Source organism: Bacillus sp. JS (assembly GCF_000259365.1).
In the GTDB taxonomy this organism is placed as follows: Bacteria; Bacillota; Bacilli; order Bacillales; family Bacillaceae; genus Bacillus; species Bacillus stercoris.
In genome coordinates this window covers 804079-827850 of record NC_017743.1, presented here as the reverse complement: position 1 = coordinate 827850, position 23772 = coordinate 804079, and the positions used below count along the sequence as shown (strand labels likewise).

Here is a 23772-nt window from a genome sequence, read left to right as displayed (position 1 = left end):
AAAGTCAAAAAAACAGAGATGGCTATCCTGCGGAAGCGCCTCCCTGTTTTCTTCTGAATTCTGACGGTGTCAGACCGGTATATTTTTTAAAAACAAGACTGAAATACTTCGGATTATCACCAAACCCGATTTCTTCAGCAATTTCTGATACACTTGCGTCCCGCCTTATTTTCATCTGCTTCATCGCATGTTCAAGACGCACTCGTGTAACATATTGGGAAAATTTCTCACCTGTTTCCTGCTTAAATAACTTCCCGAGATAATCAGGATTCATAAACAGCATATCCTTCGCCGCCCATTTTAAGGACAGATTCGGGTTTCCGAGCTCGTCGGCAATAAGCCTGATCATTTTTGAAATCACTGCGCTCCCATGCAGGTCATCAGCCACTTCAGCTGTGTCCCGAAACAGCTGCCCCGCGTGCCGGAGTTCTCCCGCCTGACTGATAGCCATCTTGCGGTCCGCAAAAACCTCCGCCGCCTTTTCAGCGGCGTCCTCCTCTACAGCGAGCACGGTCCATTCTCCGCTGCCGCAAACCGCTGTCAGCGCCGTCCCGAGTGCCTTTCTAGCCGCGGTATCAATAGATTGGCCCCCTTTTAAAATCAAGAGGCGGACCTTTTTTCCGGCAAGCGAAGGCGGCGGAGACAGCTGGGCGACACCGGCGATCAAGCCTTCCAAGTATTGATCGGCAGCAAAGGAACGGATATGATCAAGCTCGTGTATCAGGTGGTCTGTTTTCTTTTTCCGCATATCTTGCCGCTTCAGCTCAGCAATGATTTCCTCCAGCGAGCTGATAATCTGCTGTTCATTGCAGGGCTTCAGCAAATAATGCTTCACCCCATATTTCATGGCTTCCTTTGCGTACTCAAACTCTCCAAACCCGGACAGGACGATAAACTGCACCGACGGGCTGACGGCTGATACCTTTTTGATTAGCTCAAGCCCGTCCATGCCAGGCATTTTGACGTCTGTGATGACGATATGCGGCTGCTTATGTACAATCTTTTCATACGCTTCATGTCCGTTCTGCGCTTTGCCGATCAGTGAAGCGCCAAGCGCCTCCCACTCAATGATTCCCGCCATTCCATCGAGGATAATCCTCTCATCATCAGCCAGCAGTATTTTATACATCACACCACCTCATTTTGACACGGTATTGTGATCACAATCCTCGTTCCCTTTTCATGCTTACTTTGAATACGCAATCCGTATGGCTCTCCGAATGTCAGGCTGATGCGCTCACGAATATTCCACAGTCCGATTCCTCTTCCGCCCGTTGATTCAAGAATCCGTTCATCCATGCCAGGGCCGTTATCTTCGACCGTCATACAGACACAGTCCTTCGCCTTTTTCGCCTGAATCCGGATGGCGCACGGCCTTGTAAAGGGTTCAAGCGCGTATTGAATCGCATTTTCCGCAAGCGGTTGGAGCGTTAGTTTTGGAATGAGACAATGCTTCACCTCATCGTCAATATCCAACGTGAAATTCAAACGCTCTTCAAATCGAAATCGCTGAATGGTCATATAGTGGAGTACGATGTCCGCCTCCTCCTGAATGGTCACGATATCCTTCTTCATATGTATACTGTTTCGCAGAAGAAAACCGAGCGATTCCACCATTTTTGAGATTTGCTTTTGCTGATTCGCCTTGGCCAGCCAATTGATGGACTCGAGCGTGTTATATAAAAAATGCGGATTGATCTGGGCTTGCAGTGCTTTCAATTCGGTTTCTTTAATGATGAGCTGTTTTTCCACATTTTCTTCCATCAGCTCATTAATCCGTTTCATCATGACAGTAAAATGGCGGTTCAGCATGCCGGCCTCATCTTGTGTATGCTCCGGCAGAGAAAGCGATACACCTGCTTCAATGCCGCCGTGCTGTACCGATTTCATCGCGGTCACAAGCTGTTCAATCGGCTCCGTGATGCTGTTGGCAATTTTCCTTCCGAAAAGCAAAACCACACAGAAAAAGAGAAGAAAGCAAGTGCCAATCACTGTTTTCATAAAGGAAATTTTTGCGAACATCTGATCAAAGGGGATGACGTTATAGTAGCTCCAATTTTGATAGGATGATTGAAGGTAAGAAATAAAGTAACGTTTGCCATTCTTTTTTATCAAGTCATAACCTGGGTGCTTCAGCGTCTCCTTTGCTGCCTCAGGAACATGCGCTGATGCATGTGCCGTATACACCAAATTCCCGCCTTGGTCAGCAATCATGATGTCTCCGACTGAATCGCCCCAATCCTTCGGCACATCACGAATCATCTGTTTGATATTGACTTGGATCAGCACCATGCCCAAGCCGTTCAAACTCAGCTGGTGAAAGGATCTGATCTGCCGTGCTGAAATCAGGACAGGATCTGACCCGCCGAGCGTCATCCAAAGATTTCTTCCATTTTTCGCCTCCGCTCGCTTAAACACCTCTTCCTGCTCCTGCTGCAAAAGATCTGAAGAACTGCTTCCGGCTGAATACTCTGCGCCGCGGGCATCAATCAAATGAATGGAGTCGATGTACTTTTCATCGCTGGCATATCCCGCAAGCTGATCCCACAGCTCCTGCTTCATTTGATATTGATCATACGTATCATCCCGATTTTGCATGCTCAGGATGCGCTGAATCTGTTCGTCTGTAATGATTTCATAAGACACATCCTCTATCTTTTTCAGCTCGTCTTCGATCCGTTCAGAAGACATCCGCAGCACCTCCGAGGACTTACGGTAAATCTGCTCATCATACACATGAAAGGCATACTGCACCCCGCTGTATACAAACAGAAAGGATACGGCCATAATCAACGATAGAAACACAAACAGCTTATCCTTAATCTTCATCCGCCTGTACCAGCCAGCAATTCTTTTCTTCATGCCGCCTTTTCTTTCTCCTGCCGCTGATCCATTGACCGAAATGCTTTAAAGGACAGCTTCGTTAAGATCAGGCTGAGTAAACTCCCGCTGAAAAACAGCAAAAATGTGACATGAAACAGAATGAGACAAAGCACACCGACAGCGCCCGCCGCCATCAAAAGCGTCACCGCCGGGCGGCTGAAGGCAATCAAAAAGCTAATGCTCAGCACCTCTCTGATTTTCACGTCAAAATGAGAGAACACCGGGAACACATACAGCACAACAAACGCGAAAATCAAACTGATGCTCAGGAACACGTTGACGAGCACAGGCTGATCCATCTGAGCCGCTATCCGCATATCTGCAAACAGAAACAGGGCAGCCGTCACAACGATGAGCCCGATGATCTGTGATGCCCGCCATTCCTTTTTAAACGCCCGAATAAAGACAGAAAACACCGGGGCATCCGCATTCCCCTTCGCCCATTCTCTCGCCACTGTAAACATCGCGGCAGTAGCGGGCATCAGCCCAAACACAACCAGGCCTGCAAGAGAAAACAAAATCCAAAGCACATTCAAATAGGCCAGTCTCATCACCCATGTACAAAAACGATTCAGCCCATTCGTCACACTGTGTATCATCAACATCACCTTCCCGCTCTGGAAAACGCTTTCATTTTAAAGTACTATGTATTTCTCCTTTCGAAAGAAAATTCCTGCCGTTCTGTGAAAAATTCGACATGATGAGAGACAGCCTCCGCCTTATCTTTTCCTGTAACGCCGGATGGCCTTATCGATCAAATATCCGGCAATGGCTCCGCAAATGACATTGAATCCAAGCACTCCGAGCGCAGCCCCTTCCCAGCCGCGTACATACACGAGGCTGTACCAGATCAGAAACACACCAAGGACGATCAGCCCGGCCAATATCCATTCCGGCCGGCTTTTGCCAGGAAACTTCATCCGTATCAAAGCAGATACGCCAGTGAACAAACAAGCCGTCACGATCCCTGTCATAAATAAAATTGGCCACAACATCGCCTGCCCTCCCTTTTAGAAAAAGACAAAAAAGCCTCCTTGAAAGGACGCTTATTCTGTCGTAATCTCTTTCTCAAACAAATGATATCCGGATGCATCAGCACCCATGAATTCATATCCCATACGCCGATAAAAGGAATGCAAGGCGTCGTTATCAGCGACACAGTCAAGCCGAATCCGCGTTTTCCCTGGAAAGTGTATGCCCGTCTCCGCCCATTGAAGGACGCGTGCTCCAAGTCCTTGTCCCGCAAACCGGCGGCTTACTGCGAGGCGATGCAAATAAATGGACTCCTCATGCCCATCGTCTCCCCAAAGCGTCCGGTCCCACTCACTTGGTTCAGGCAGCAGCATCACGACAGCCGCAAGCTCTTCATCTTTTTTAAACACAAACACATGTCCCTTTTCAATTGACCCCGTGATATCATGTATATCTTGCCCTTTGAGAAGTCCGCTCCATTGGTTAGACCCCCGATCCCGGAGCCATTCAGCTGTTCGGACGAGCAACCCGGTAATCGATTCTGCATCCTCATAGACGGCCGGACACGCGTAAAATCCATCTGCTATCGTTTCGTTCTCAATCTTAAAAGCTGACATAAAGGCCTCCCAATCAAAAAGTAAGCTTGCACACACACCTTGATTATAATGCAGACCAAACCGCAAAAACAGACCATTTTCTCTGTATGTAAAAGGGTGTATGAAAGAGAGGCCAATCTGCCTATTAGAAAATCTTCTTTTTATCCCGTTCTTCTTTTAAAATTTCAACCGCTTCCCTGAAACGCATGGAGTGCACAATTTCACGCTCACGCAAAAAGCGCAGGGAATCGTTTAAATCAGGATCATCCGAGATATCAATCAGCCATTGATACGTCGCCCGTGCTTTTTCCTCTGCCGCAATGTCTTCATATAAATCGGCAATCGGATCGCCCTTCGCCTGAATATAAGTCGCTGTAAACGGCGCACCCGCCGCATTGTGGTAAAATAGCGCGCTGTCATGATTGACGTAATGATCGCCGAGGCCAGCTTCACGCAGCTGCTCCGGTGTGGCGTCTTTCGTCAGCTTATAGACCATGGTCGCAATCATTTCCAAATGGGCGAATTCCTCCGTACCGATATCTGTTAAAAGGCCGATGACCTTATCTGGAATTGTATACCGCTGGTTCAAATACCGGAGAGCCGCGGCCAGCTCGCCGTCCGCTCCGCCATACTGCTCAATCAAATATTTCGCCAGCGTTGGGTTGCACGTACTGACTTTGACAGGGTATTGCAGCTTCTTTTCATACACCCACATTCAGGCATTCCTCCTTATACTTGCCACGGCCATGGCCCTTTGCCCCAATCCCAATCCTCGCCCGCGGGGCTGTTGCCGAACTGCAGAAGCGGCCCGTAAGAGGATTCGAACTGTCTTTTTAAGTGCCTTGAATAGCCGGAATATTGATTGAATTGTTTCAGCGCATCTTCATCATGAGGATGTGTATTTAAATAAAGACTCAGCTCAACAAGCACAAAATCCGCGGCCTGTATTTGCTCAAGCTGACGATAATACTCGGCGTCAACCTTTTTTGCCATGTGCGTCTCCCCCTCGATAAGGGTTTTCATAAAAATCATAGAGATCCTTCCAAAGGGTGCCTTTCCTTAAAGCCTCCATCGGCGAAAACTGCTCCATGTGCTCAGGCTGAAAGGTCATATAAAGGTTAGGGGGCGTTCTGTAATATTTCTTCCCTATGAGCGGACAGGGATCAAAACGGCTGTGAAAGGGCGTATATGATTTGACAGGCGTAAACGGCTGCATATCCTTCATTCCGGCTCCTCCTTTCTCAAAAACAATGACCTTAATAGGTATGAGGCAGGAGGCATGATTATGACTGAAACACGACTTAGCTTTTTCAATAAGAAGACCTTCGGCTCTGCCGAAGGTCTTTCTAGACTATTCAGTCCAAAATGAGGTCAGTGTTTCCAATACGCAGCATGAGCAGCAGCAAACTTTAAGAGCGAACGAGGTTCTTTTCCTGTCACACGCTTCACTGTATCCGTTACCCGATGTTCCGCACCATGGCTGATTGCTTCATCTAGCCCCGCCATAAAACTGGCATAATCCGCCGGCAAACCAGCTGCCGCCATCCTATTTTGCAGCTCAGAACGAGAAATGCTGACATGCTTCACCCGGCGTCCCGCGGCAGCACCGATGATCTCTGCCGCTTCGGCATAGCTCAGCGCCTCGGGTCCTGTCAGGATATGATGTGTTTGATGAGGGACGGCATCAGCCAAAGCACGGACAGCTGTTTCTGCGATGTCATCAGCATCAATGAATCCTAGCTTTCCCTCACCCGAAGCCGTGACGATGCGTCCCTCATTTTGAATCGACATTTGATGCAGGACGTTGATGAAATTTTGCATAAAGTATGAGGGCCGCAGCACCGTCCATTCTGGAAACTCGCGCACTGCCTGGTGAAGCGCGCCAAACACAGGGCCATTCTCGGAGACAACAGACGCACTTTGCATCACTACCCGCTTTACACCAAGACGCTTTGCTTCCTTTAAAAAGGGAAGCACATAGGGAGCCGGATCAAGCACACCGACCGGAGCAACAAGATAGATGTCTTTTACTTGTTCTAGGGCAGGCGTATAACTGGAGGCATCCATCCAATCAAAATACACATACTCTGCATTTGCAAGCGCGCCCTTTTTTCTGCTTGCAATACGCACCCTGTATCCCAGCTTGATTAAACGGCTGGCGATTCGGCTGCCGACTGTGCCGGTCCCGCCCGTGATTAAAATCGGATTCTGTTTCATCATTTTCCACTCTCCTCTGTTTGCAAAAATAATCCTCCAAAGGCCTCTTTTACAACAAGCGGATTCCAATAATCCTTATAACGCACAATGCGGCCTTCTCTCGTTTCGATGACACTGATATAGCTTTGGCGATAAGGCAATCCAGTCTCAATCACATGACCGTCACATTGAAACTCCGCAATCATCGTATTCGAGTCCGCTGAACGATACACTGTCGGAGCGGTAAATGAAGAAAGATGGATCTGCTTAGGATAATCCTTAATATAATCGTAAATAGCCGCTTTTCCTTCTATTCTTTTTGGTGATCCCTCCGGCGCATAAGGAAACTCAAATACAGCATTCTCATCCCAAAGCTCCACCCAGCTCTTCATGTCCTTCTCAAGCATATAAGCCATAAACTTTCTCAAAGTTTCACATGCTTTTTCAAATTCATTCATCAACATTCATCATCACCTCTTTTTTTATTTCCAGACCATTCAGTCCAAAAAATGCACACATGGGCAAAGAATTCTTTACCACATGTTAATCAAGCACTGATAAACTCACGTCAACATGGTCCTGAAGACGATCCATATCTGCCGTCACTTTCGCAATAAATGTCAGTGACAGCCTGCTTTGATTCAGGTACCGGGCAAGCGCAGATATATCAGGATCTTCGCCATTCAATTCTCCTTGATTCTTCGCCCTTAAAAGCGCCTGATAAAAAGCGTCCTCAAGCTGCTTGGATTGTCTTTCAAAATACCGGGCAAGCTCAGGGTCATGCGGAATCTGTTCAATCGCGCTGTTAATGATATAGCACGCCTTCGCCCGTTCCGGATCCCTCAGGGCATTGACACCCTCCTGAAAAATTTCACGAATGGCTTCCATTACAGATCCTGGCGCTTCAAGCCTTTCCATAACGGCAGTGTTTTTTCCTTCAAGATACGATTTCACAGCGGACAAAAACAAATCACGTTTCGTTCCATACGTATCATACAAGCTCTGGCGGGCAATGCCTAAATGAGAAAGCAGTTCCTGAAGAGACGTTCCTTCGTAGCCATACTCTCCGAAAACCTCTATCGCCCTGTGAAGAACAAGCGCCGTATCAAATTCTTTATTCCTCCCCAAAAAACGATCACCTCCTGAAACAAATGTTATCATTTTCTGGACTGAACAGTCAAGAAAAAATAAAAAAACACTCTTGATCTGCAAGAGTGTCCTCTTTTCACCATCATCTTTTTTATTTAAAGCCGTCTTTTCCCCAATGGCCCATATGGTGGTGATGGTGGCCATAATGACCATCATGATGATGGTGGTGATTATCCTTACCAACATGATGATGGTGGTGATGAAGATTATCTTTTCCATCATGGTGATGGTGATAATAGTGATGATGTCCATCGTTTTCATGGTGCATGCCCGGATAGCTTACAGCTCCCGGAGAGCCTCCATAACCGCCGCTTGGGTAACCGCCGCCATACGCGCCATATCCCGGATAGCCGCCGACTCCTCCATGCATGCCATAGCCTGGATACCCCCCATACATGCCGTAGCCCGGGTAGCCTCCAGACATTCCATAACCTGGGTAACCTCCAAACATGCCGCCGTAGCCTGGGTAGCCTCCGTACATCCCATAGCCCGGATAGCCTAGTCCTCCATACATGCCAAACCCCGGACGGCCAATGCCGTAGCCTGGAAAAGCGCCAAAACCAGGTCCGCCATAGATCTGTCTTGTATCAGTATCAGTCATATTCACTCTCTCCTTCACTTAGGTTACAGTCCAGAGTATGAGAATATCTTACAGATCGTATAGGCAGCCGCCTACATACAGCTAAAACAATTTCTAGGACAAAAAAAGAAAGCAGGCTATAACAGCCTGCTCACTCCTTACTCGCCTAAATCAACGTTATGATACACCTGCTGAACGTCTTCCAAATCCTCTAAGGCATCAATCAGTTTTTCAAACTGTTCCTTCGCATCATCCGGAAGCGTGACTTCGCTTTGCGCAAGCATTGTCAGCTCCGCTACTGTAAATTCCTCAACGCCCGCGTTTTTAAACGCCTCCTGCACTGCATGGAATTGATCCGGCTCCGCATAGACGATCACACTGTCATCCTCTTCCAAAATGTCACGGACATCGACATCCGCTTCCATCAGAATTTCAAGCGCTTCGTCAGCCGTTTTGCCTTCCACACCAATAACAGCCGTCGCGTCAAACATGTAAGCAACAGATCCGCTCACACCCATGTTTCCGCCGTTTTTCCCGAACGCCGCACGCACTTCCGGCGCCGTACGGTTTACATTATTCGTCAGCGCATCAACGATAATCATTGATCCGTTCGGCCCGAAGCCCTCATAACGAAGCTCATCGTAATTCTCTTCCGCTCCGCCCTTCGCCTTCTCGATCGCCCGTTCAATGATGTTTTTCGGCACGCTGTAAGTCTTCGCGCGCTCAAGCACAACCTTCAGCGCCTGGTTAGATTCCGGATCAGGCTCGCCCTGCTTCGCCGCCACGTAAATCTCACGGCCAAACTTCGCATAAATCCGACTCGTATTCGCATCCTTAGACGCCTTCTTCTCTTTAATATTGTTCCACTTACGGCCCATGATGTTCCACTCTCTTTCATATATATCAATCTAAATGCTGTTATTCACTTTATCCATTATACCTCAAATGGTTTGGTTGTTTCGAGTGTCTTGCGTTAGAAATAGAAGGAATGCCGCGGTGGGAAAATCGAACGTCTTCCGTAAAGCAAGAAAAAGCCCTAGCTAAGGGCTTTCTTCTGATCACTGAGTTTGTAAGGGGAATGGTCAATATACGTCGTATTTCGATCTGTTGATTCCTTAACGCCGCCCGAGTTTGTCAAGAATGGAAACGACATGCTTCCGAAAACTAGAGTAACAGCCAGACACATCATCACTTTTTTCTTAATAGGCATATAAACACTCTCCTTTTAGAATATCTTCTTGAGCTTTCAGCACTTTCCGATAAAACGCAGCAGCTTGTTCAAAGTGACAGCTGCTTTCAAACACAGCGGCAGCACTCCGGGCACATGCTTCAATGTACGCGTGCAGGTTCTTTTTTTCGAAATAGCTTAAAAGATCATGAATTTTGCGTTCATCAACAGTCTCCTTGTACACGGCCTCTAAGAACAGAAACAATTCTTTATAACATTTGTGAGAACGTGCTGTGATACGGTTCAGCCCTTCTTCTATGAAATGAAACGCTTTCTGTGTCTGGCCCGCTTTACATAATGTCCAGCTTAACCCAAACAAGACTTTCGGAAGCAGATCAGGCACTTTCTCTCTGCTCACTTTCGCCGCTTTTTGGAAATGTTCTACAGCCATCTGATCGTCTCCTGATCTGTCATAGCTGTTCGCGATGTTCAATAGAGAAATGGCGATAAACCGATCGTTTTGAATGTCCATTGCCAATTTCAGCGCCGCTTCTAAATGCGGGAGCGCTTTGCCATAGTGTTTGAAATCATCATAATTTCCGGCGATCACAAACAAGCTTTGTATCGTTCTAATGCTGTATAAGGGATGGTTTTGATAAATGTCTAAGGCTTGAAGAATATGATGCATCGACACATGGGTTTGCTTCATGTGATAATACGCTTCCGCCACTTTAAAATGGAATTCCGCTTTCTCAATTTCATCAGACACAACCGGCAGTTCTTTCTCCGCCTCGCGATAAAACCCGATTGCTTCAACATATTCTTTTTGATCAAATTCATACATGCCGCGGAAAAACAAAGAGTAGTATTTCAAAAGGCCTGTGAGTTTTTTCTGAGGGGTCTCAATCGTTTCAAGAAGCTCTGTCACTGTAGGGCGATTCCCGTAAGGCTGTCCCGGCTCCAAATAATCCAGCATCAGCTGGTGCCGAAAACACATCAGAGAATAATAGATCAGCAAATCCTGATCCTCTTCCATCTGCTGAATGTCCTCCTCAACCTCCGCTTTCAGAACCTCTGCATCCGGAACACTGAACTGGCGAATCATTTTATACCATTCATTAATCTTAACACCAACACGCGAAGACGGTATGGCTTGACTCAACGGCTTCCCTCCTTCTCTGTGAGATATGTCATATTCTATCAATCCCAAATTTTGAAAACAATACGAAAGGAAGAATTTTCTTTTTCATCCTGGCAAAAGCATTCAAAACCCCTTTTTCAAAAGCCTTTAATGAAAATAAAAAAACAAAAGCATGGGAACACTATGAACAGATCCTATGTAAAGGAGAATGGCCGATGCCAATCACGCAACTGATCATTAGACTTTTCATCGCCTTTATCACATTGCTGGTGTTAACAAGACTGATGGGCAGAAAAGAAATCTCCCAGATGACCTTTTTTAACTTTGTTTCAGCCATATCCATTGGAACGATCGGGGCCTCACTTGCCATTGACTCAACAATCAGTATGAGAAATGGATTCATCGCCTTGTTGGTGTGGAGCGCTTTTACAATCATCATCGGGTTTCTGGATATTACATTCCCCGCTTTTCGGTATGCGGTTGTAGGACAGCCTGTCATTCTGATTAAAAAAGGGAAAATCATGGAGAAGGAGCTTAGAAAAGCCCGAATTGATATCGATACTTTGCAAACTTCGCTTCGCAAAAAAAATATATTTTCAATCGCCGAAGTGGATTATGCTATTTACGAATCGGACGGCACTGTATCTGTGTTGAAAAAGGAAACACACCAAAGCGTGACAAAAAAGGATATGAACGTACAAGGAGCAAACGCGAAAGTATCTCATTCCGCTTCAGTCATAGCTGATGGAAAAGTGAGAGAAGACAACTTAAAAAAATTGCATCTGAACAGACAATGGCTGATGGACCGGCTAAAAGAAGCAGGCGTCCAAAATCCTAAAGAAGTATTTTATGCAGAAGTTCAAACAGACGGCACGCTGTATATCGATCAAAAAGAGGATTCATTACCTGAATAAAAAAGACCTGTGCCTGCAACATTGTTGCGGCACAAGGCCCTTCACTTATTTCATATACGTATTCACCAGCTCGTAACAGCGCTCTTTCGTCTGTTTGGCAAGCTCTTCCGTTTGGACGACTCGGGATAATGAACCGCCGCCCTCCTCATCATATCGTTTCTGGGCCGCAGCATCCCTATCCTTTATCCATTGGCGCTGTTTCCCTTTTAATGCCGCCATGTCTGAAGCAGAAAGCTGATTTTGCAGCACACCGTATATCTCGTTCAGCAATCCGTCCCACATTTGATAATTATAACCGTAATCCTCAATCATCTGATAATCACTTTGATAGTCATTGTGCTTTTCTTTCTTTTCTGCCGCAGACAATTTCGCAACATAATCTGTTTTTGTGCTTCCCGTTGTCTGCCCACTGCGCTGTGTATCCGCTGTATCAGGCGATGCGGTTTCCGCAGTCGTCTGAGCTGTCTCTTGCTCCGCAGCCTCAGTCTCGTTTTCATTATCACTTACCAGACTGGTATCCTTTGAGCTGATCGCCGCCTGTCTTTCCCCATTTGAACTCTTTACATTGAAAAGATAAGCTGTTCCGCCGGCAGCCTTCGATTCATAGGACTTCACAAATTCCGCCGTTTCACCGTTTCTCGACAGAATCGTTTTTGCTTCTTCTTTTGTCAGCTTGATATCATCCCCTTGAAGCGACTTGCTGTCCCATTTGTTGATCTTCCAATCGCCATCTTCCTTCACCAATTCAAACGTCCATGATGTGCCCATGTTGTTTAATTCTGTTGCCGGATCTATTGATGAAGCCTCTATCTTATTCTTGTTCTGTTCATATGTAAAACGCACATCGAAATCAGTGCCCGGTTGAAAAGGAGCATCACACTCGCAATAATACTTTCCAGCCAAATCCTTTAAAGTCTGCTCTGCAAACGTCTCCGTTGCATAAGGCAGCACACTAGGCCGCAACTTGCTGAAATCTGCCTTATTCGCTGTGCTCCAGCCGTTTTCTGTTCCCGCTTTATCAAATGCATTGAAGATCGCATCAATATCGTTTTTCAAAGCTGATTTTACTTCCTGCTCCGTCATCTTCGCAACGCTCGCCTTCTTCACAGCTTGCTTTTCCTGATCCTTATCAGAAGCTCCGCTATCAGAACACGCCGATAATAGGAATAAAACAGATAAAAGCAGCGCACCCAATTTATAACTCATTGTCTCTTCTCACCCTTCTGCTCTCTCATGGTAGCTTTCTTATTTTATAGGTCTTTTGTCGGTTTGCACATTTGATTTTTACATAGGAAGAAAGAGACTGAAATGAGCTTACTCAACCACGACAAAATCCTGCACCTTCACCTGTTCCTCAGGCAAATCAAACTGATAAAGCATCTTCTTAGAATGGATATCAAACACACCCACATACCCGCCGATGCCCTTTTTATGCTCTTCCTGGGCAACTATATACAATAGATTCCCCTTAAACTTCGCCTCCATATAAGGAAACTTCAAGCTGTATGTGTGAAAAGAAAAATTCTCCCCATATTCCAGTAAGTTCGCTCCTCCCTCTTTGTCCTCGTATGCCACGTAAAAACTGCCGCTTTCTTTGTCATAATACACAGTATCTGCATATTCAAGATCTTCAGGATACGCAATATATGTCGTCTTCCATGTCCCTTTTTCAATCACAGTCAATTCATGCTCCGAACTCGCGATAATAAATTCCTCCGAATCTGCGAATTGATCAGCGTATGAAGCTAAACTCAGAGTCTCAATCATTTCCTCTGTTTTTCTGTCAATCACGTAAATAGCCATGCTTTGAATGATATAAATAAAGTTCTGATCACTGGCCCCCATTGTGACAAGCGAAGGCAAGGTAAGGTTATATTCCTTCTTCATTTTTTTATCATTTATGTGGATCTCATTCCCCGTCGTATCAACATTATAGGCCTTAACCGAGACACCCTTCCCCTCATGCCAAAACGCAAATGGATCTGAAAGAGGATGCTCTTTGATCGCATCCTTCTCCAGCGTGTAATAAAAAGGCTCGTGCTCCGCTAATAAAACAAGGTCTGTTGATGCATAAGATTTCGTTTGAATATAGGGCACATCCGCCACCTTGAATGTACGCCTGTTAAAGTGTTCGCCTGTAGAGGTTGAAAGCAGCACGCTTTCTTTTATGAAAGGATTGGAGTAAATAAAAAAGATGCGATCTTCTTCAGGGTGGATGGCGGAAGATTGGACAGGAATACTGTCATTATTGCGTAACTGAAAAAATAGTATGATGCATACCATTAACCCTGATAAACCAAATGTAATCCATTTTTTCTTCATCACCATGCTCCTTAAAAAACAATATAGAATATAAACTTCCAAAAAATGTTTATAGACAATACATTTCGACCATGTTTCCGTCAATCCCTCCACGAATAAAGACACATGCCAAATGACTCATTTTTCCACCAAAACACGTTCTCATCCCCACCCTCATCCCGCCCCGTGGTAAAATTTTGATATTGAGCGAACAAAAGAAGGGAAATGGTCATGAAAGTATTTGAAGCGAAAACACTACTTTCGGAAGCGACAGACCGTGCAAAAGAGTACAAAGAACTAAGAACGCAAATGGTCAACTTGAGAAAAGCGTTAAAAAGCGTCGCTGATCTCAGTGACAGCGAATTCTCAGGAAAAGGCGCTAACAACATCAAAGCATTCTATCACGACCACGTCGGCGTCACCGACCAATGGATCGACTACATCGATATGAAAATTGCATTTTTCAACAGCATCGCCGGAGCCGCCGAGGACAAAGGCCTCTCAGACGCATACATCGAAGAATCCTTCCTGGAGCACGAACTGGCAAATGCCCACAAAAAATCGAAATCCATCATGTCTGAACAGAAAAAAGCGATGAAAGATATCTTAAACGATATCGACGACATCCTCCCGCTCGACCTATTTTCAACAGAAACCTTCAAAGACGAACTGGCCGATGCCGACGACAAACGCAAAAAAACACTGGAAAAATTGGACGCCTTGGACGAAGACCTGAAAACAGAGTACGCCCTGTCAGAGCCAAATGAACAATTCATCAAGTCCGATTTCCAAAAGCTCCAAGAAGCAACGGGCAAAGGCAAAAACGCCACACCCATCCACTACAACGCCAAGGCGTACCGTGAGAGCGACATACATAAGAAAAAAGGCGACATTGAAAAGCGGACTGAGGCTTACTTGAAGATTAAGAAAGAGGAAGCGAAGGAACGCGAGATTGAAAAATTGAAGAAAAAGCTTGCGGATGGTGTATCTGACCCTGATGAATATTTAGAAATTGCGAAGAAGATTGGGTATGAGAACCTTGAGCCTTATCAACAACAGTATGTGATACAATTAGAAACTGCTGAACAGGATGCTAAAATTTTAAAAGGAATTGGTGAGGGATTATACGACTTTGGAAAAGACACTGCTCTTGGTGTGAAGGATATGATTTTAAATGCACCAGAGACAATTAGCAGTGTGTACAAATTTTTAAACTCCTCTCCCACCCAACAACTTGCAACAGTTACATTTACGGGAGTTAATATATGGGCAGCGTTATCCGATTCATGGAAGCGTGATATGATAAACGGAGACGCAGAGTCAAGATCACGTTGGATCACCTATTCCCTGGCCACTGTTGTAACAGCACTTATTGGAACTAAAGGTATAGATAAAGTTGGAAAGCTAGGAAAACTCACAGCTCAAAAAACTATTACAAAAGGCAATGAAGCACTTGTTACTACATCTAGAATGATTAGTGACACATTTTCTAACGGATCAGTTCAATTTGCTTTTGCGGGTGATTTAAATCGAATTAAAGATATTCATAATACACTAGATACAAAACCTCTGAAAGATATAACCGAGAAAAATAGTGTACTATATCAGTCCAATAGCGGAAAAAACACAAGTGTTAGCTCCAATATAAAAGTCGTTACAAATGCACGCAGAGGTGCTTTTAAAGAAGCTAAAAGAGACGCGGGAATTCCTGTTGTTCAGCAACCATTTGATGTAAAGACAGAACCAATGCGAACTGCAGCCCATGAAGGTGGACATGTGATAAAAGATAAACAAGGTAATGTTATATACACGCGAGAATATTACTTTAAAAACAATAAAGGTGAAACAATTATTATTCAAGATCACAGTGCTGGCCATGAAAAAGGCGGACAAGGCCCCCATTTTAACGTAAGACCAAGCGATAACCCCAGAACTGGAAGTATTGATGGTACAAAAGATCATTACGAATTTAATAAATAAATATGAGGTGTTAATATGTGGCATGAAGCTTTAGACAAAAACATAGCGATTTGTAATTTATACAATAAGGTACCTGAATTAAAAAATGTTAGAATTGCAGAGATTAATATTCTTCAAGAAGGCGACAAAGTTAGCATTAAATTTGATATGCCATCACACGCTGATAATCCGCCAAAAAAATGGAGCCTTTTAAATTATAACACTACCGTTATTGAAATTGACTTATTTGAAATAAAGGAAATTAGCATTAAGTCACTAAGCAGAAATTTCAGCGGAAACATAGAGATTGAAAAGAAGGACGATGAAATCGAAGTTAACATAACAGGCACGGTTGAGGCTAGAGTAAAAGCTGTTGCAGGACTTGTCCAATCTGTGGGAGGATATCATAATAATATTTGATTAAATTTCAATTTATTTGGTTTATAGAGCAACCTACTAGTAAGCCCTCTTAATCGAGGGCTTATAGTTTTAATAAAAGGCGTCCACTTTTGATATGATTTAATAAAATAACTCTATTAACAATTACAGCAATAAAAACAATTAATAAAAAAATCCAACCTCTATAGTGAAAAACATATTAAAAAGATATGAAGTGGCAAAATTCTTTATACAACATTAATCCGAGGAGCAATTCGAAGAAAGGGTTTTCTTCATTAAAAAATAAATTAGGCACCATGACAAAAGCATATCTAGAATCAGCAAACGAATACATAAATCCTATGTAAACATAAAAGCTATTAAAAAGATGGTGAAAAGTTTAAGAACAGACATCCGATAACTCCTCCGCCTTTTTCTAAATGAACAGTTCTTACTATCGTATTACCGAGAGTCAATAATGCCCTTAAAACTATTGATTGCAGTAATAGACCTGCTATAATCAATAATTAGAAGATTAATACTTCCAGAATATAATATAAATGATTTCACTAACTTTTTATTTGACAACCGTAGATCTCTTTAAGATCCGAAAAGGTTATTTCTATACCTATACGTTTCAATTGATCCTTACGCTGATCAAACAATTTTCTTAAAAGTGTTTCTATATCTTGATCTCTACCTAAATGTATAAGACGATGACAAAGTGGACATAAACTTACCATGTTCTCTAGTTGATCTAAGTCATATTGGAATTCATCTTGCTTAGCTATAGGCACAAGATGATGACACTCAACAAAAGGCTTATTGGTAGATTTGGAGATAAATGTTTTATGGGAGTCGTCAATTTCGCAAGTGTAATTTGAAAGCATCATTGCCATAGAGGCTAGGCTTGCATTCCTTGTCCATTGCTTTTGTCCACCTTTATTATAAATTGGTTCTGGACGTACTTTTTTTTGATTTACTTCATATGTCCTTTTTACACTCTCAGATATAATAAAATGCTGAACTGCTAGCTGATATTCTTCTTCATTATTCGTATCTTCCGTGTATAATCCGTCTTCCTGTAATAAAATGAAATCATTGAACTGTTCTATCGACCTCTGTCCAATCAGGCCTTCTATTTCTTTATATGTAATCAACAAATTTTGTAAATCAGTTATGAATTCTTCCTTACTGGGTAAATAGCTCACATCATAATATCGTCCACATATATGTCCTAGTTCATATCCTCTAGCAAGATCACCATTGCCCTTTAAATCAATATTTAAAAGATTCATGTTTTTAGGTATAGTATTTAATTTTCCTCTAATTATAGAAGCTGTTTTTTTTATTTTATCCCTCCCTAGCTTTGTTCCATATTTATCTTTAAAATATGACCAACCTTGATTCAAACTAACGTAAAAGCCACTGCCATCTGCATTAAACAAGTATACAATATAGTATCCTCTTGTGGCTGAAATTGTTAATTTCTTAATAAAGACAGAAATCCATGGGATCTCAGCCCATCTACCTTGTCCTACCGACCCTACTATATGGTAAATTTTTTGATCCAATTCAGCGTCTTTAAAAAGAGACTCTTTTATCTTATGACGAACAAGTGTCCCTATAGGATGGTCTTTAAACATCTCTCTTTTAGCTTTATGATATTCTGTTATTACTTTAATCATTTTTTCTTGTATGGTTAAATTCGAATCATCTAAAACTTCAGCCATTATTTCAAACACCTCTGTATATAAATGAGATACCTAAAAAACAACGTAATCATATAAAAAGCCTCTCCTGATCTTGGGAGGCTTTTATTTTTTAAAAATTTCTTATATATCTTTTCTTTCAAGCACAGCCACACACTCCACATGATTCGTATGCGGAAACATATCCACAGGCTGCACTTCGCGCGTCTCATACCCGCCATCCTCAAGCACCCGCAGGTCTCTCGCAAGCGTGCCAGGATTACAGGACACGTACACAACCCGCTTCGGTTTCATCTCCACAATTGTCCGCAGGAGGGCTTCGTCGCAGCCTTTTCTTGGCGGGTCTACAACTAGCGTATCGGCCGTGATGCCTTCCTCATACCACTTTGGAATCACGGTTTCCGCTTCACCGACCGCGAACTCAGCGTTTGTGATGCCGTTTAATTCGGCATTTCGTTTGGCGTCTTCAATCGCTTCCGGCACAATCTCTACGCCGTACACTTTTTTCGCCTGCTTTGCCAGGAAGAGAGAAATCGTTCCGATGCCGCAGTAAGCGTCAATGACGGTTTCTTCGCCTTGAAGCTCCGCGTACTCAAGCGCTTTGTCATAGAGCACTTTGGTTTGCTCCGGGTTGACCTGGTAGAACGATCTGGCGGAGATGGCGAATTTGACGTCTCCGATGAGGTCGTAGATGTATTCTTCGCCCCAGATAACGTTTGTTTCGTTCCCAAAAATGACGTTTGTTTTGTTCGGGTTGATGTTTTGCACGATGGATTTGACGTGCGGGAATTGCGCTGTAATGTCTTCGATGATCTTCGCTTTATGCGGGAAATCGTTTGTTCTTGTGATGAAAACGATCATCATTTCGCCCGTAACAACGCCGTATCTGACCATGATGTGGCGGAGCCAGCCTTTGTGGCGTTCTTCATTGTAGGCTTTAACACCGTATTTGGCGCAAATGTCTTTGACGGCTTGGACGGCTTCGTCGTTTTTGGATTGCTGGATCAGGCAGGCGCTCATGTCGATGATGTCATGGCTTCTTTGCTGATAGAATCCGGCGACGAGTCCGCCTTCCCGTTCTCCTACCGGCACCTGTGCTTTGTTTCTGTAGTTCCACGGGTCTTCCATGCCGAGTGTCGGGTGCACAGTGACGTTGGACAGGTCCAGCTTGCCAATGCGTTCCAAGACGTCTTTGACTTGTTTCTGTTTAAACAAGAGCTGGCCTTCGTAGGTCATGTGCTGAAGCTGGCAGCCGCCGCATTGCTTGTAAATCGGGCACGGGGCATCCGTTCTGTGCGGGCTTTCTTCCTTCAGCTCGATCAGGCGGCCGAAGGCGAACCCTTTTTTGACGCGGGTCACTTTGATTTGTGCTTTTTCTTCCGGAAGAGCGTTCGGCACGAAGATCGGGAAGCCCTGCACCTTTGCGACGCCCGCTCCTTCGTGGGTCAAATCCTCAAATGTCACGTCGTAGTATTCGTTTTTTTCTACTGGGGGTTTCATTTTCATCTATGTTCACCTCTTGTTTTAAGCGAAAGAAAAACTTGGCCTGTACAAGCCAAGTTTTAGTCATCCAGCTGTTCCGCTTTCTCCTTCGGCATGACGACGTGAATGTGTCGGTACAGATTCACGAATTCGCCCGGCAGCATGCCGCCGTACTCGCCGTCCAGGTTCAGCTGCATCTTTTCTGATACATTGACTTTCACGCGGTTCGCTTTTGTATAAATAATGTGCTGGTCGTTGATGTGTTCGCCGCGAAGCGCCATCGTGGCGACCCTGATAAATTCAGCAAGGTTTGCTTTCTTTAGTATCATCAAATCAAACATGCCGTCATTCAGGCTGGAATCCGGCGCGAGCTTTTCAAAGCCGCCGACGGAGTTTGTCAGCGTGACCAAAAACAGCATGATTTCACCTTGAAACAGCTTGCCGTCATATTCAATCTCGACTTCTGTCGGACGAAGTGAAGGCAGCATTTCCATTCCTTTTAAATAATAAGCAAGCTGGCCGAGCATTGTTTTGAGTTTGCTTGGCACGTCGTACGTCAGCTCCGTCAGGCGGCCTCCTCCGGCGATATTGATAAAATACTGGCCGTTGACCTGTCCGATATCAATCGGGCGGGCGACGCCGTTAATGACCGTATCTGCCGCTTTTAAAATATCCTCGCGCGGAATGCCGAGCGCTCTGGCGAAGTCGTTTGTTGTGCCGACTGGAATCACACCGAGTGTCGGACGGTTGTCTAAAGGCGCAAGCCCATTGACGACCTCGTTGATCGTTCCGTCTCCGCCTGCCGCAATGATCAGGTCAAACTCACGCAATGCCGCTTCCTTGGCAGCGTGTGTAGCGTCTCCTGCGCATGTCGTCGCATGGGTAGAGGTTTCATAGCCGGCTTGTTCAAATTTTTGCAGGACCTGGGCAAGATGCTTTTTAAAGATCTCCCGTCCTGAAGTCGGATTGTATATTATGCGTGCACGTTTCATTATCTCATCATCCTACTTAAGAGTATCCGATCCATTTTTACACTAACAACCTTTAATTATACTATGAGTTAAAAAAATCGCAACAAAATGTACATAATCTTACAGGTGAAAACGCACAAAAGCCCCAGCAGAGCTGAGGCTTTTTGTTTTTTACTCTTCTTCCGTTCCCGGTTTTTTCTTGCGGAACTTCGCCAATACTTCATATACGATTGGCACGATCAAGAGCGTTAGAAGTGTTGAACTGATTAAACCGCCAATAACCGTGACGCCGAGTCCTTTTGAAATGACCTGGCTTCCGCCTTCGAAGCCGAGCGCTAATGGAATCAAGGCGCCGATTGTCGCAATGGCTGTCATCAGGATCGGACGGAGTCGTGTAGAGCCGGCTTCCAGAAGCGCTTCTCTCGTAGACAGGCCTTCCGCTTCCTTATGAATCACGCGGTCAATTAAGACAATCGCATTCGTCACAACGATACCGATCAGCATGAGCATACCGATCATTGCGTTCAGGCTGATCGTTTCACCTGATACGTAAAGTCCAACCAGGGCACCGATGATTGTGAACGGCAATGAGAACAGGATCGCAAATGGCGCTAATGCTCCGCCGAAGGTAATCACGAGCACAAGGTAAACGATCGCTATTGCTGCCAGCATCGCTAAACCGAGCTTCGTGAAGGAATCAGCGATATCCGCGGATACACCGCCTGTGTCAATCGATACGTTATCAGGATGGTCTAGCTTATCGATTTTCTTTTGTACAGCAGCTGATACGGCTGTGACGTTGTCAGATGTAACCTCACCTGTGACATCCGCATAGACTTTTCCGTCACGTTTTGACACGGTATCTGATGTTGATCCTTCTTTCACTTTTGCCACATCGCCGATTTTGACTTCCTGGCCAGTCGCGGAAGTGATCTTTTTATTCTCTAAATCTTTCACACTCTTATACTCGTCTTTTTCTGTCTTAATGTTCACATCAAGCTCTTTGCCGTCTTTTTTCACAGTTGTGAGCGGTTCTTGTGATGTTTGTGACATTAAGGCTTGAGAAATTTGAGACGCGGTTAAACCGAGCTTGCTTAATTTTTCTTGGTCAGCGACAAATGTGTACTCATCATATGTGCTGGAAAGGCCTGAATTTACGTTTTTCAGATCCTTTTCATCTTTCATGATTTTTTCAATGTCTTTGACTGTGTCTTTAATGTCGTTTTCAGAATCGCCATACACATAGTATGTTAATTCGTTGTTATTGCCTGAAGAGCTGAAGTCCTGTGACTTCCATTCTCCGCGGTCAGATTGCTTTTGGATGGCCTTCAGCACGTTGTCTTTTTCTTTATCAAAGTCAGGCGTGTCGCTTTCATATTTGATATAGAATAACGCACCGTTAGAATCTCCTCCGGCAAGCGGGCTGCCAGAGCCTAATGAATACTGAACCGTATCGACATGCTTGCGGTCAAGCAGGATTTTTTCCGCTTTTTCAGCTTCTTTTTCGGCTTCTTTTTTCGTTTCACCCGGTTCTGGGCTGTATGTGAGCTGCATCGTTTTTTCTTCCTCGGACGGCAGGTAGCTGGCACCGATTAACGGTACAAGGAACAAGCTTCCAAGGAGCATCAGAACAGCGATGATAGACGTGATCCATTTATGGCTCAGCGCCCAGTTCAATACTTTTTTATAGATGTTTGCAAGTCTGCCTGATTTGTGTTCTTTTGCTTTCATCGGCGCACCGGTTAATGATTTTTTGAACAGGCTGTGTGCGAGCATCGGCACAAGCGTGATCGAAATCAACAGTGATGCGGCAAGCGCAAAAACAATCGTTAAGGCAAATGGAATAAACAATTCACCGATTTGTCCGCCTACAAGTGCGAGCGGCAGGAATACCGCGATGGTCACGATCGTCGATGACATGATCGGCTTAAACATTTCCTTCGTCGCTTCACGAACCAAGGCTTTTCCGCGGAGCGGCTCATCCTTGAGTCTCATGCGGCGGTAAATGTTCTCGATCACAACGATGGAGTCATCGACGACACGTCCGATGGCGACGGTCATTGCGCCGAGCGTCATAATATTCAGTGTGATATCAAGCTGCTGCAGCACAAGGAGTGCGATCAGCAATGATAATGGAATTGAAACTACCGAAATTAATGTTGATTTGATATCTCTTAAGAATAAGAGAATAATCACAATCGCAAAAATAGCACCGAAGATGGCTTTGCTTAACATCGTGTCAACTGACTGTGTGATCGGCTCCGCCATGTCGAGAGTTGCGCTGTAGTTGAAGCCTTTATGGTCTTCTTTGAACTTCTTCAGCTCAGCTTTGACATTGTCGGCAACCTCTACGGTATTCGCATCGTTTGCTTTAACGATGTTGATGCCGATGCTGTCTTTGCCATTTGTGCGTGAAACGGATTCAGCTTTTTTCACATCTTTAATTGTAGCAATGTCAGAAAGCTTGACCGTCGGCACTGCTGTGCTTGCGCTTTGCTGCGCCTGTGCTGCCGCTTGCGCGCTCTGAGCTGCTTGTGCACTTTGCGCCGCCGCTTGAGATGCTGCGCTGCTGCCTGCACTTGAAGCAGATGCCGTAGGAATTCTCATATTCTTCAAATCTTTAATTGTTTCAATATCGCCGCTGACGACGACAGATTTTTCTTCATTTCCGAATGTGTACAAGCCAAGCGGAGTTGTCACATCTGAACCTTGAATCACTTTCTTCACAGTATCTTCATCAAGGCCGTATTCTTTCAGTTTGTCTTCTTTGAAAGAGAATTCAACCTCTTCCACCTGCTGGCCTGATACTTGGACGGACGCAACGCCTTCTATGCCTTCAAGCTTAGAAACGAGGCTGTCCTCCACTTTTTTCGTCAGCTCTTGCAGGTTATCTTTATCACTGGACACGCTCAGCGTCAGAATCGGGAATGAGTTCAAGCTGTAGCGTGAAATCTCCGGATCCTTCGCGTCATCAGGCAGACTGACGTTTTCTAACGCTTCAGCCGCTTCTGTTTTTGCTTTGTCCATGTCTTTCTCATAATCATATTCAATCATGACCGACGATGCGTTTTCATAGGACGTCGACGTCACAACGCTGACACCGTCCAAGTTCTGAACGGCTTGTTCAACCGGTTTGGTCACTTCATCAGCCACTTGGCTTGGTGTCGCACCCGGATATGTCGTGCTGATCGTCAAGTAAGGCATGTTCACGTCAGGAATAGACTCTTGCTTCATATTCATACCCGCATACAAGCCGGCTGCCGTTACAATAATCGTCATCAGCCATACGGCGAATTTGTTTTTCAGAACGAAATTAATAACGTGATTCATCATATCCTCCATTACATTTTTTATTGACTGACTGGTCATT

General features: G+C 44.7%; 22 protein-coding genes and 2 pseudogenes. 3 read left to right on the top strand and 21 right to left on the bottom strand.

Annotation, left to right across the window (positions count from 1 at the left end):
- Positions 1 to 22 precede the first annotated feature (22 nt).
- The 15 genes and pseudogenes from yesN to rapH all read right to left on the bottom strand — a co-directional run bounded on the left by yesN (position 23) and on the right by rapH (position 10706).
- A complete protein-coding gene (gene yesN, locus MY9_RS04085) occupies positions 23 to 1129 on the bottom strand; it encodes a two-component system response regulator YesN (RefSeq protein ID WP_014663120.1) in 1107 nt (368 codons plus the stop codon).
- The gene (gene yesM / locus MY9_RS04080; RefSeq protein WP_014663119.1) at positions 1129 to 2862 is read right to left on the bottom strand and encodes a two-component system sensor histidine kinase YesM; all 1734 of its coding nucleotides are present in this window, start codon (positions 2860 to 2862) and stop codon (positions 1129 to 1131) included. The genes yesN and yesM overlap by 1 nt, the downstream gene beginning before the upstream one ends.
- Positions 2859 to 3488 (bottom strand): YesL family protein, encoded by a 630-nt coding sequence (locus MY9_RS04075; RefSeq protein WP_014663118.1) that lies wholly within the window; start codon positions 3486 to 3488, stop codon positions 2859 to 2861. Before MY9_RS04075 ends, yesM begins: the two co-directional genes overlap by 4 nt.
- A 114-nt stretch (positions 3489 to 3602) precedes the next feature.
- Positions 3603 to 3907, bottom strand: a pseudogene (locus tag MY9_RS04070) (YesK-like family protein).
- 22 nt (positions 3908 to 3929) lie between these two features.
- Positions 3930 to 4472, bottom strand: a complete 543-nt coding sequence (locus MY9_RS04065) for a GNAT family N-acetyltransferase (protein ID WP_014663116.1) — start codon at positions 4470 to 4472, stop codon at positions 3930 to 3932.
- A gap of 124 nt (positions 4473 to 4596) precedes the next feature.
- Positions 4597 to 5166 (bottom strand): spore coat protein CotJC, encoded by a 570-nt coding sequence (gene cotJC / locus MY9_RS04060; RefSeq protein WP_014663115.1) that lies wholly within the window; start codon positions 5164 to 5166, stop codon positions 4597 to 4599.
- A gap of 14 nt (positions 5167 to 5180) precedes the next feature.
- Positions 5181 to 5444 carry a spore coat protein CotJB gene (cotJB, locus tag MY9_RS04055; protein ID WP_014663114.1) on the bottom strand — a complete coding sequence of 88 codons (264 nt, stop codon included), beginning with the start codon at positions 5442 to 5444 and terminating at the stop codon, positions 5181 to 5183.
- Positions 5428 to 5676, bottom strand: a complete 249-nt coding sequence (cotJA, locus tag MY9_RS04050) for a spore coat-associated protein CotJA (RefSeq protein ID WP_014663113.1) — start codon at positions 5674 to 5676, stop codon at positions 5428 to 5430. Before cotJA ends, cotJB begins: the two co-directional genes overlap by 17 nt.
- Before the next feature lie 126 nt (positions 5677 to 5802).
- Positions 5803 to 6671 (bottom strand): annotated as a pseudogene (locus tag MY9_RS04045) (NmrA family NAD(P)-binding protein).
- Complete coding sequence (locus MY9_RS04040) at positions 6668 to 7111, bottom strand: nuclear transport factor 2 family protein (protein WP_014663111.1); 444 nt, start codon at positions 7109 to 7111, stop codon at positions 6668 to 6670. Before MY9_RS04040 ends, MY9_RS04045 begins: the two are co-directional and overlap by 4 nt.
- 79 nt (positions 7112 to 7190) lie before the next feature.
- Positions 7191 to 7775 (bottom strand): TetR/AcrR family transcriptional regulator, encoded by a 585-nt coding sequence (locus MY9_RS04035; protein ID WP_014663110.1) that lies wholly within the window; start codon positions 7773 to 7775, stop codon positions 7191 to 7193.
- A 112-nt stretch (positions 7776 to 7887) separates the two neighbouring features.
- On the bottom strand, positions 7888 to 8397 hold the full coding sequence (locus tag MY9_RS04030) for a hypothetical protein (RefSeq protein ID WP_014663109.1): 510 nt from the start codon (positions 8395 to 8397) through the stop codon (positions 7888 to 7890).
- A gap of 137 nt (positions 8398 to 8534) precedes the next feature.
- Positions 8535 to 9254 carry a YebC/PmpR family DNA-binding transcriptional regulator gene (locus tag MY9_RS04025; RefSeq protein WP_003233863.1) on the bottom strand — a complete coding sequence of 240 codons (720 nt, stop codon included), beginning with the start codon at positions 9252 to 9254 and terminating at the stop codon, positions 8535 to 8537.
- Between the two features lie 158 nt (positions 9255 to 9412).
- Positions 9413 to 9586 carry a phosphatase RapH inhibitor PhrH gene (gene phrH / locus MY9_RS04020; RefSeq protein ID WP_014663108.1) on the bottom strand — a complete coding sequence of 58 codons (174 nt, stop codon included), beginning with the start codon at positions 9584 to 9586 and terminating at the stop codon, positions 9413 to 9415.
- Positions 9576 to 10706: a response regulator aspartate phosphatase RapH gene (rapH, locus tag MY9_RS04015; protein WP_014663107.1), complete on the bottom strand. Its 1131-nt coding sequence runs from the start codon at positions 10704 to 10706 to the stop codon at positions 9576 to 9578. Before rapH ends, phrH begins: the two co-directional genes overlap by 11 nt.
- 194 nt (positions 10707 to 10900) lie before the next feature.
- Here rapH and MY9_RS04010 point away from each other — a divergent pair, with 194 nt between their 5' ends.
- The gene (locus tag MY9_RS04010) at positions 10901 to 11599 is read left to right on the top strand and encodes a YetF domain-containing protein (RefSeq protein WP_014663105.1); all 699 of its coding nucleotides are present in this window, start codon (positions 10901 to 10903) and stop codon (positions 11597 to 11599) included.
- Positions 11600 to 11644: 45 nt separating this feature from the next.
- On the opposite strand, the gene MY9_RS04005 is transcribed toward MY9_RS04010, so the two are convergent.
- A complete protein-coding gene (locus tag MY9_RS04005; protein ID WP_014663104.1) occupies positions 11645 to 12805 on the bottom strand; it encodes a lysozyme inhibitor LprI family protein in 1161 nt (386 codons plus the stop codon).
- A gap of 108 nt (positions 12806 to 12913) precedes the next feature.
- Complete coding sequence (locus MY9_RS04000; protein WP_041521261.1) at positions 12914 to 13921, bottom strand: hypothetical protein; 1008 nt, start codon at positions 13919 to 13921, stop codon at positions 12914 to 12916.
- Between the two features lie 210 nt (positions 13922 to 14131).
- Between MY9_RS04000 and MY9_RS03995 the strand changes: the two genes are divergently transcribed.
- Both MY9_RS03995 and MY9_RS03990 read left to right on the top strand, forming a co-directional pair.
- On the top strand, positions 14132 to 15880 hold the full coding sequence (locus MY9_RS03995) for a T7SS effector LXG polymorphic toxin (protein WP_014663101.1): 1749 nt from the start codon (positions 14132 to 14134) through the stop codon (positions 15878 to 15880).
- Positions 15881 to 15895: 15 nt separating this feature from the next.
- Complete coding sequence (locus MY9_RS03990; protein ID WP_014663100.1) at positions 15896 to 16279, top strand: Imm50 family immunity protein; 384 nt, start codon at positions 15896 to 15898, stop codon at positions 16277 to 16279.
- 527 nt (positions 16280 to 16806) lie between these two features.
- Here the strand turns inward: MY9_RS03990 and MY9_RS03980 are convergent.
- The 4 genes from MY9_RS03980 to srfP all read right to left on the bottom strand — a co-directional run bounded on the left by MY9_RS03980 (position 16807) and on the right by srfP (position 23732).
- Positions 16807 to 17970 carry an MrcB family domain-containing protein gene (locus tag MY9_RS03980; protein WP_014663098.1) on the bottom strand — a complete coding sequence of 388 codons (1164 nt, stop codon included), beginning with the start codon at positions 17968 to 17970 and terminating at the stop codon, positions 16807 to 16809.
- A gap of 102 nt (positions 17971 to 18072) precedes the next feature.
- On the bottom strand, positions 18073 to 19455 hold the full coding sequence (gene rlmD / locus MY9_RS03975; protein WP_014663097.1) for a 23S rRNA (uracil(1939)-C(5))-methyltransferase RlmD: 1383 nt from the start codon (positions 19453 to 19455) through the stop codon (positions 18073 to 18075).
- A gap of 56 nt (positions 19456 to 19511) precedes the next feature.
- Positions 19512 to 20423: a diacylglycerol kinase gene (locus MY9_RS03970; protein WP_003233894.1), complete on the bottom strand. Its 912-nt coding sequence runs from the start codon at positions 20421 to 20423 to the stop codon at positions 19512 to 19514.
- A gap of 150 nt (positions 20424 to 20573) precedes the next feature.
- Positions 20574 to 23732 (bottom strand): surfactin resistance protein SrfP, encoded by a 3159-nt coding sequence (gene srfP, locus MY9_RS03965; protein ID WP_041521260.1) that lies wholly within the window; start codon positions 23730 to 23732, stop codon positions 20574 to 20576.
- Positions 23733 to 23772: the final 40 nt, after the last annotated feature.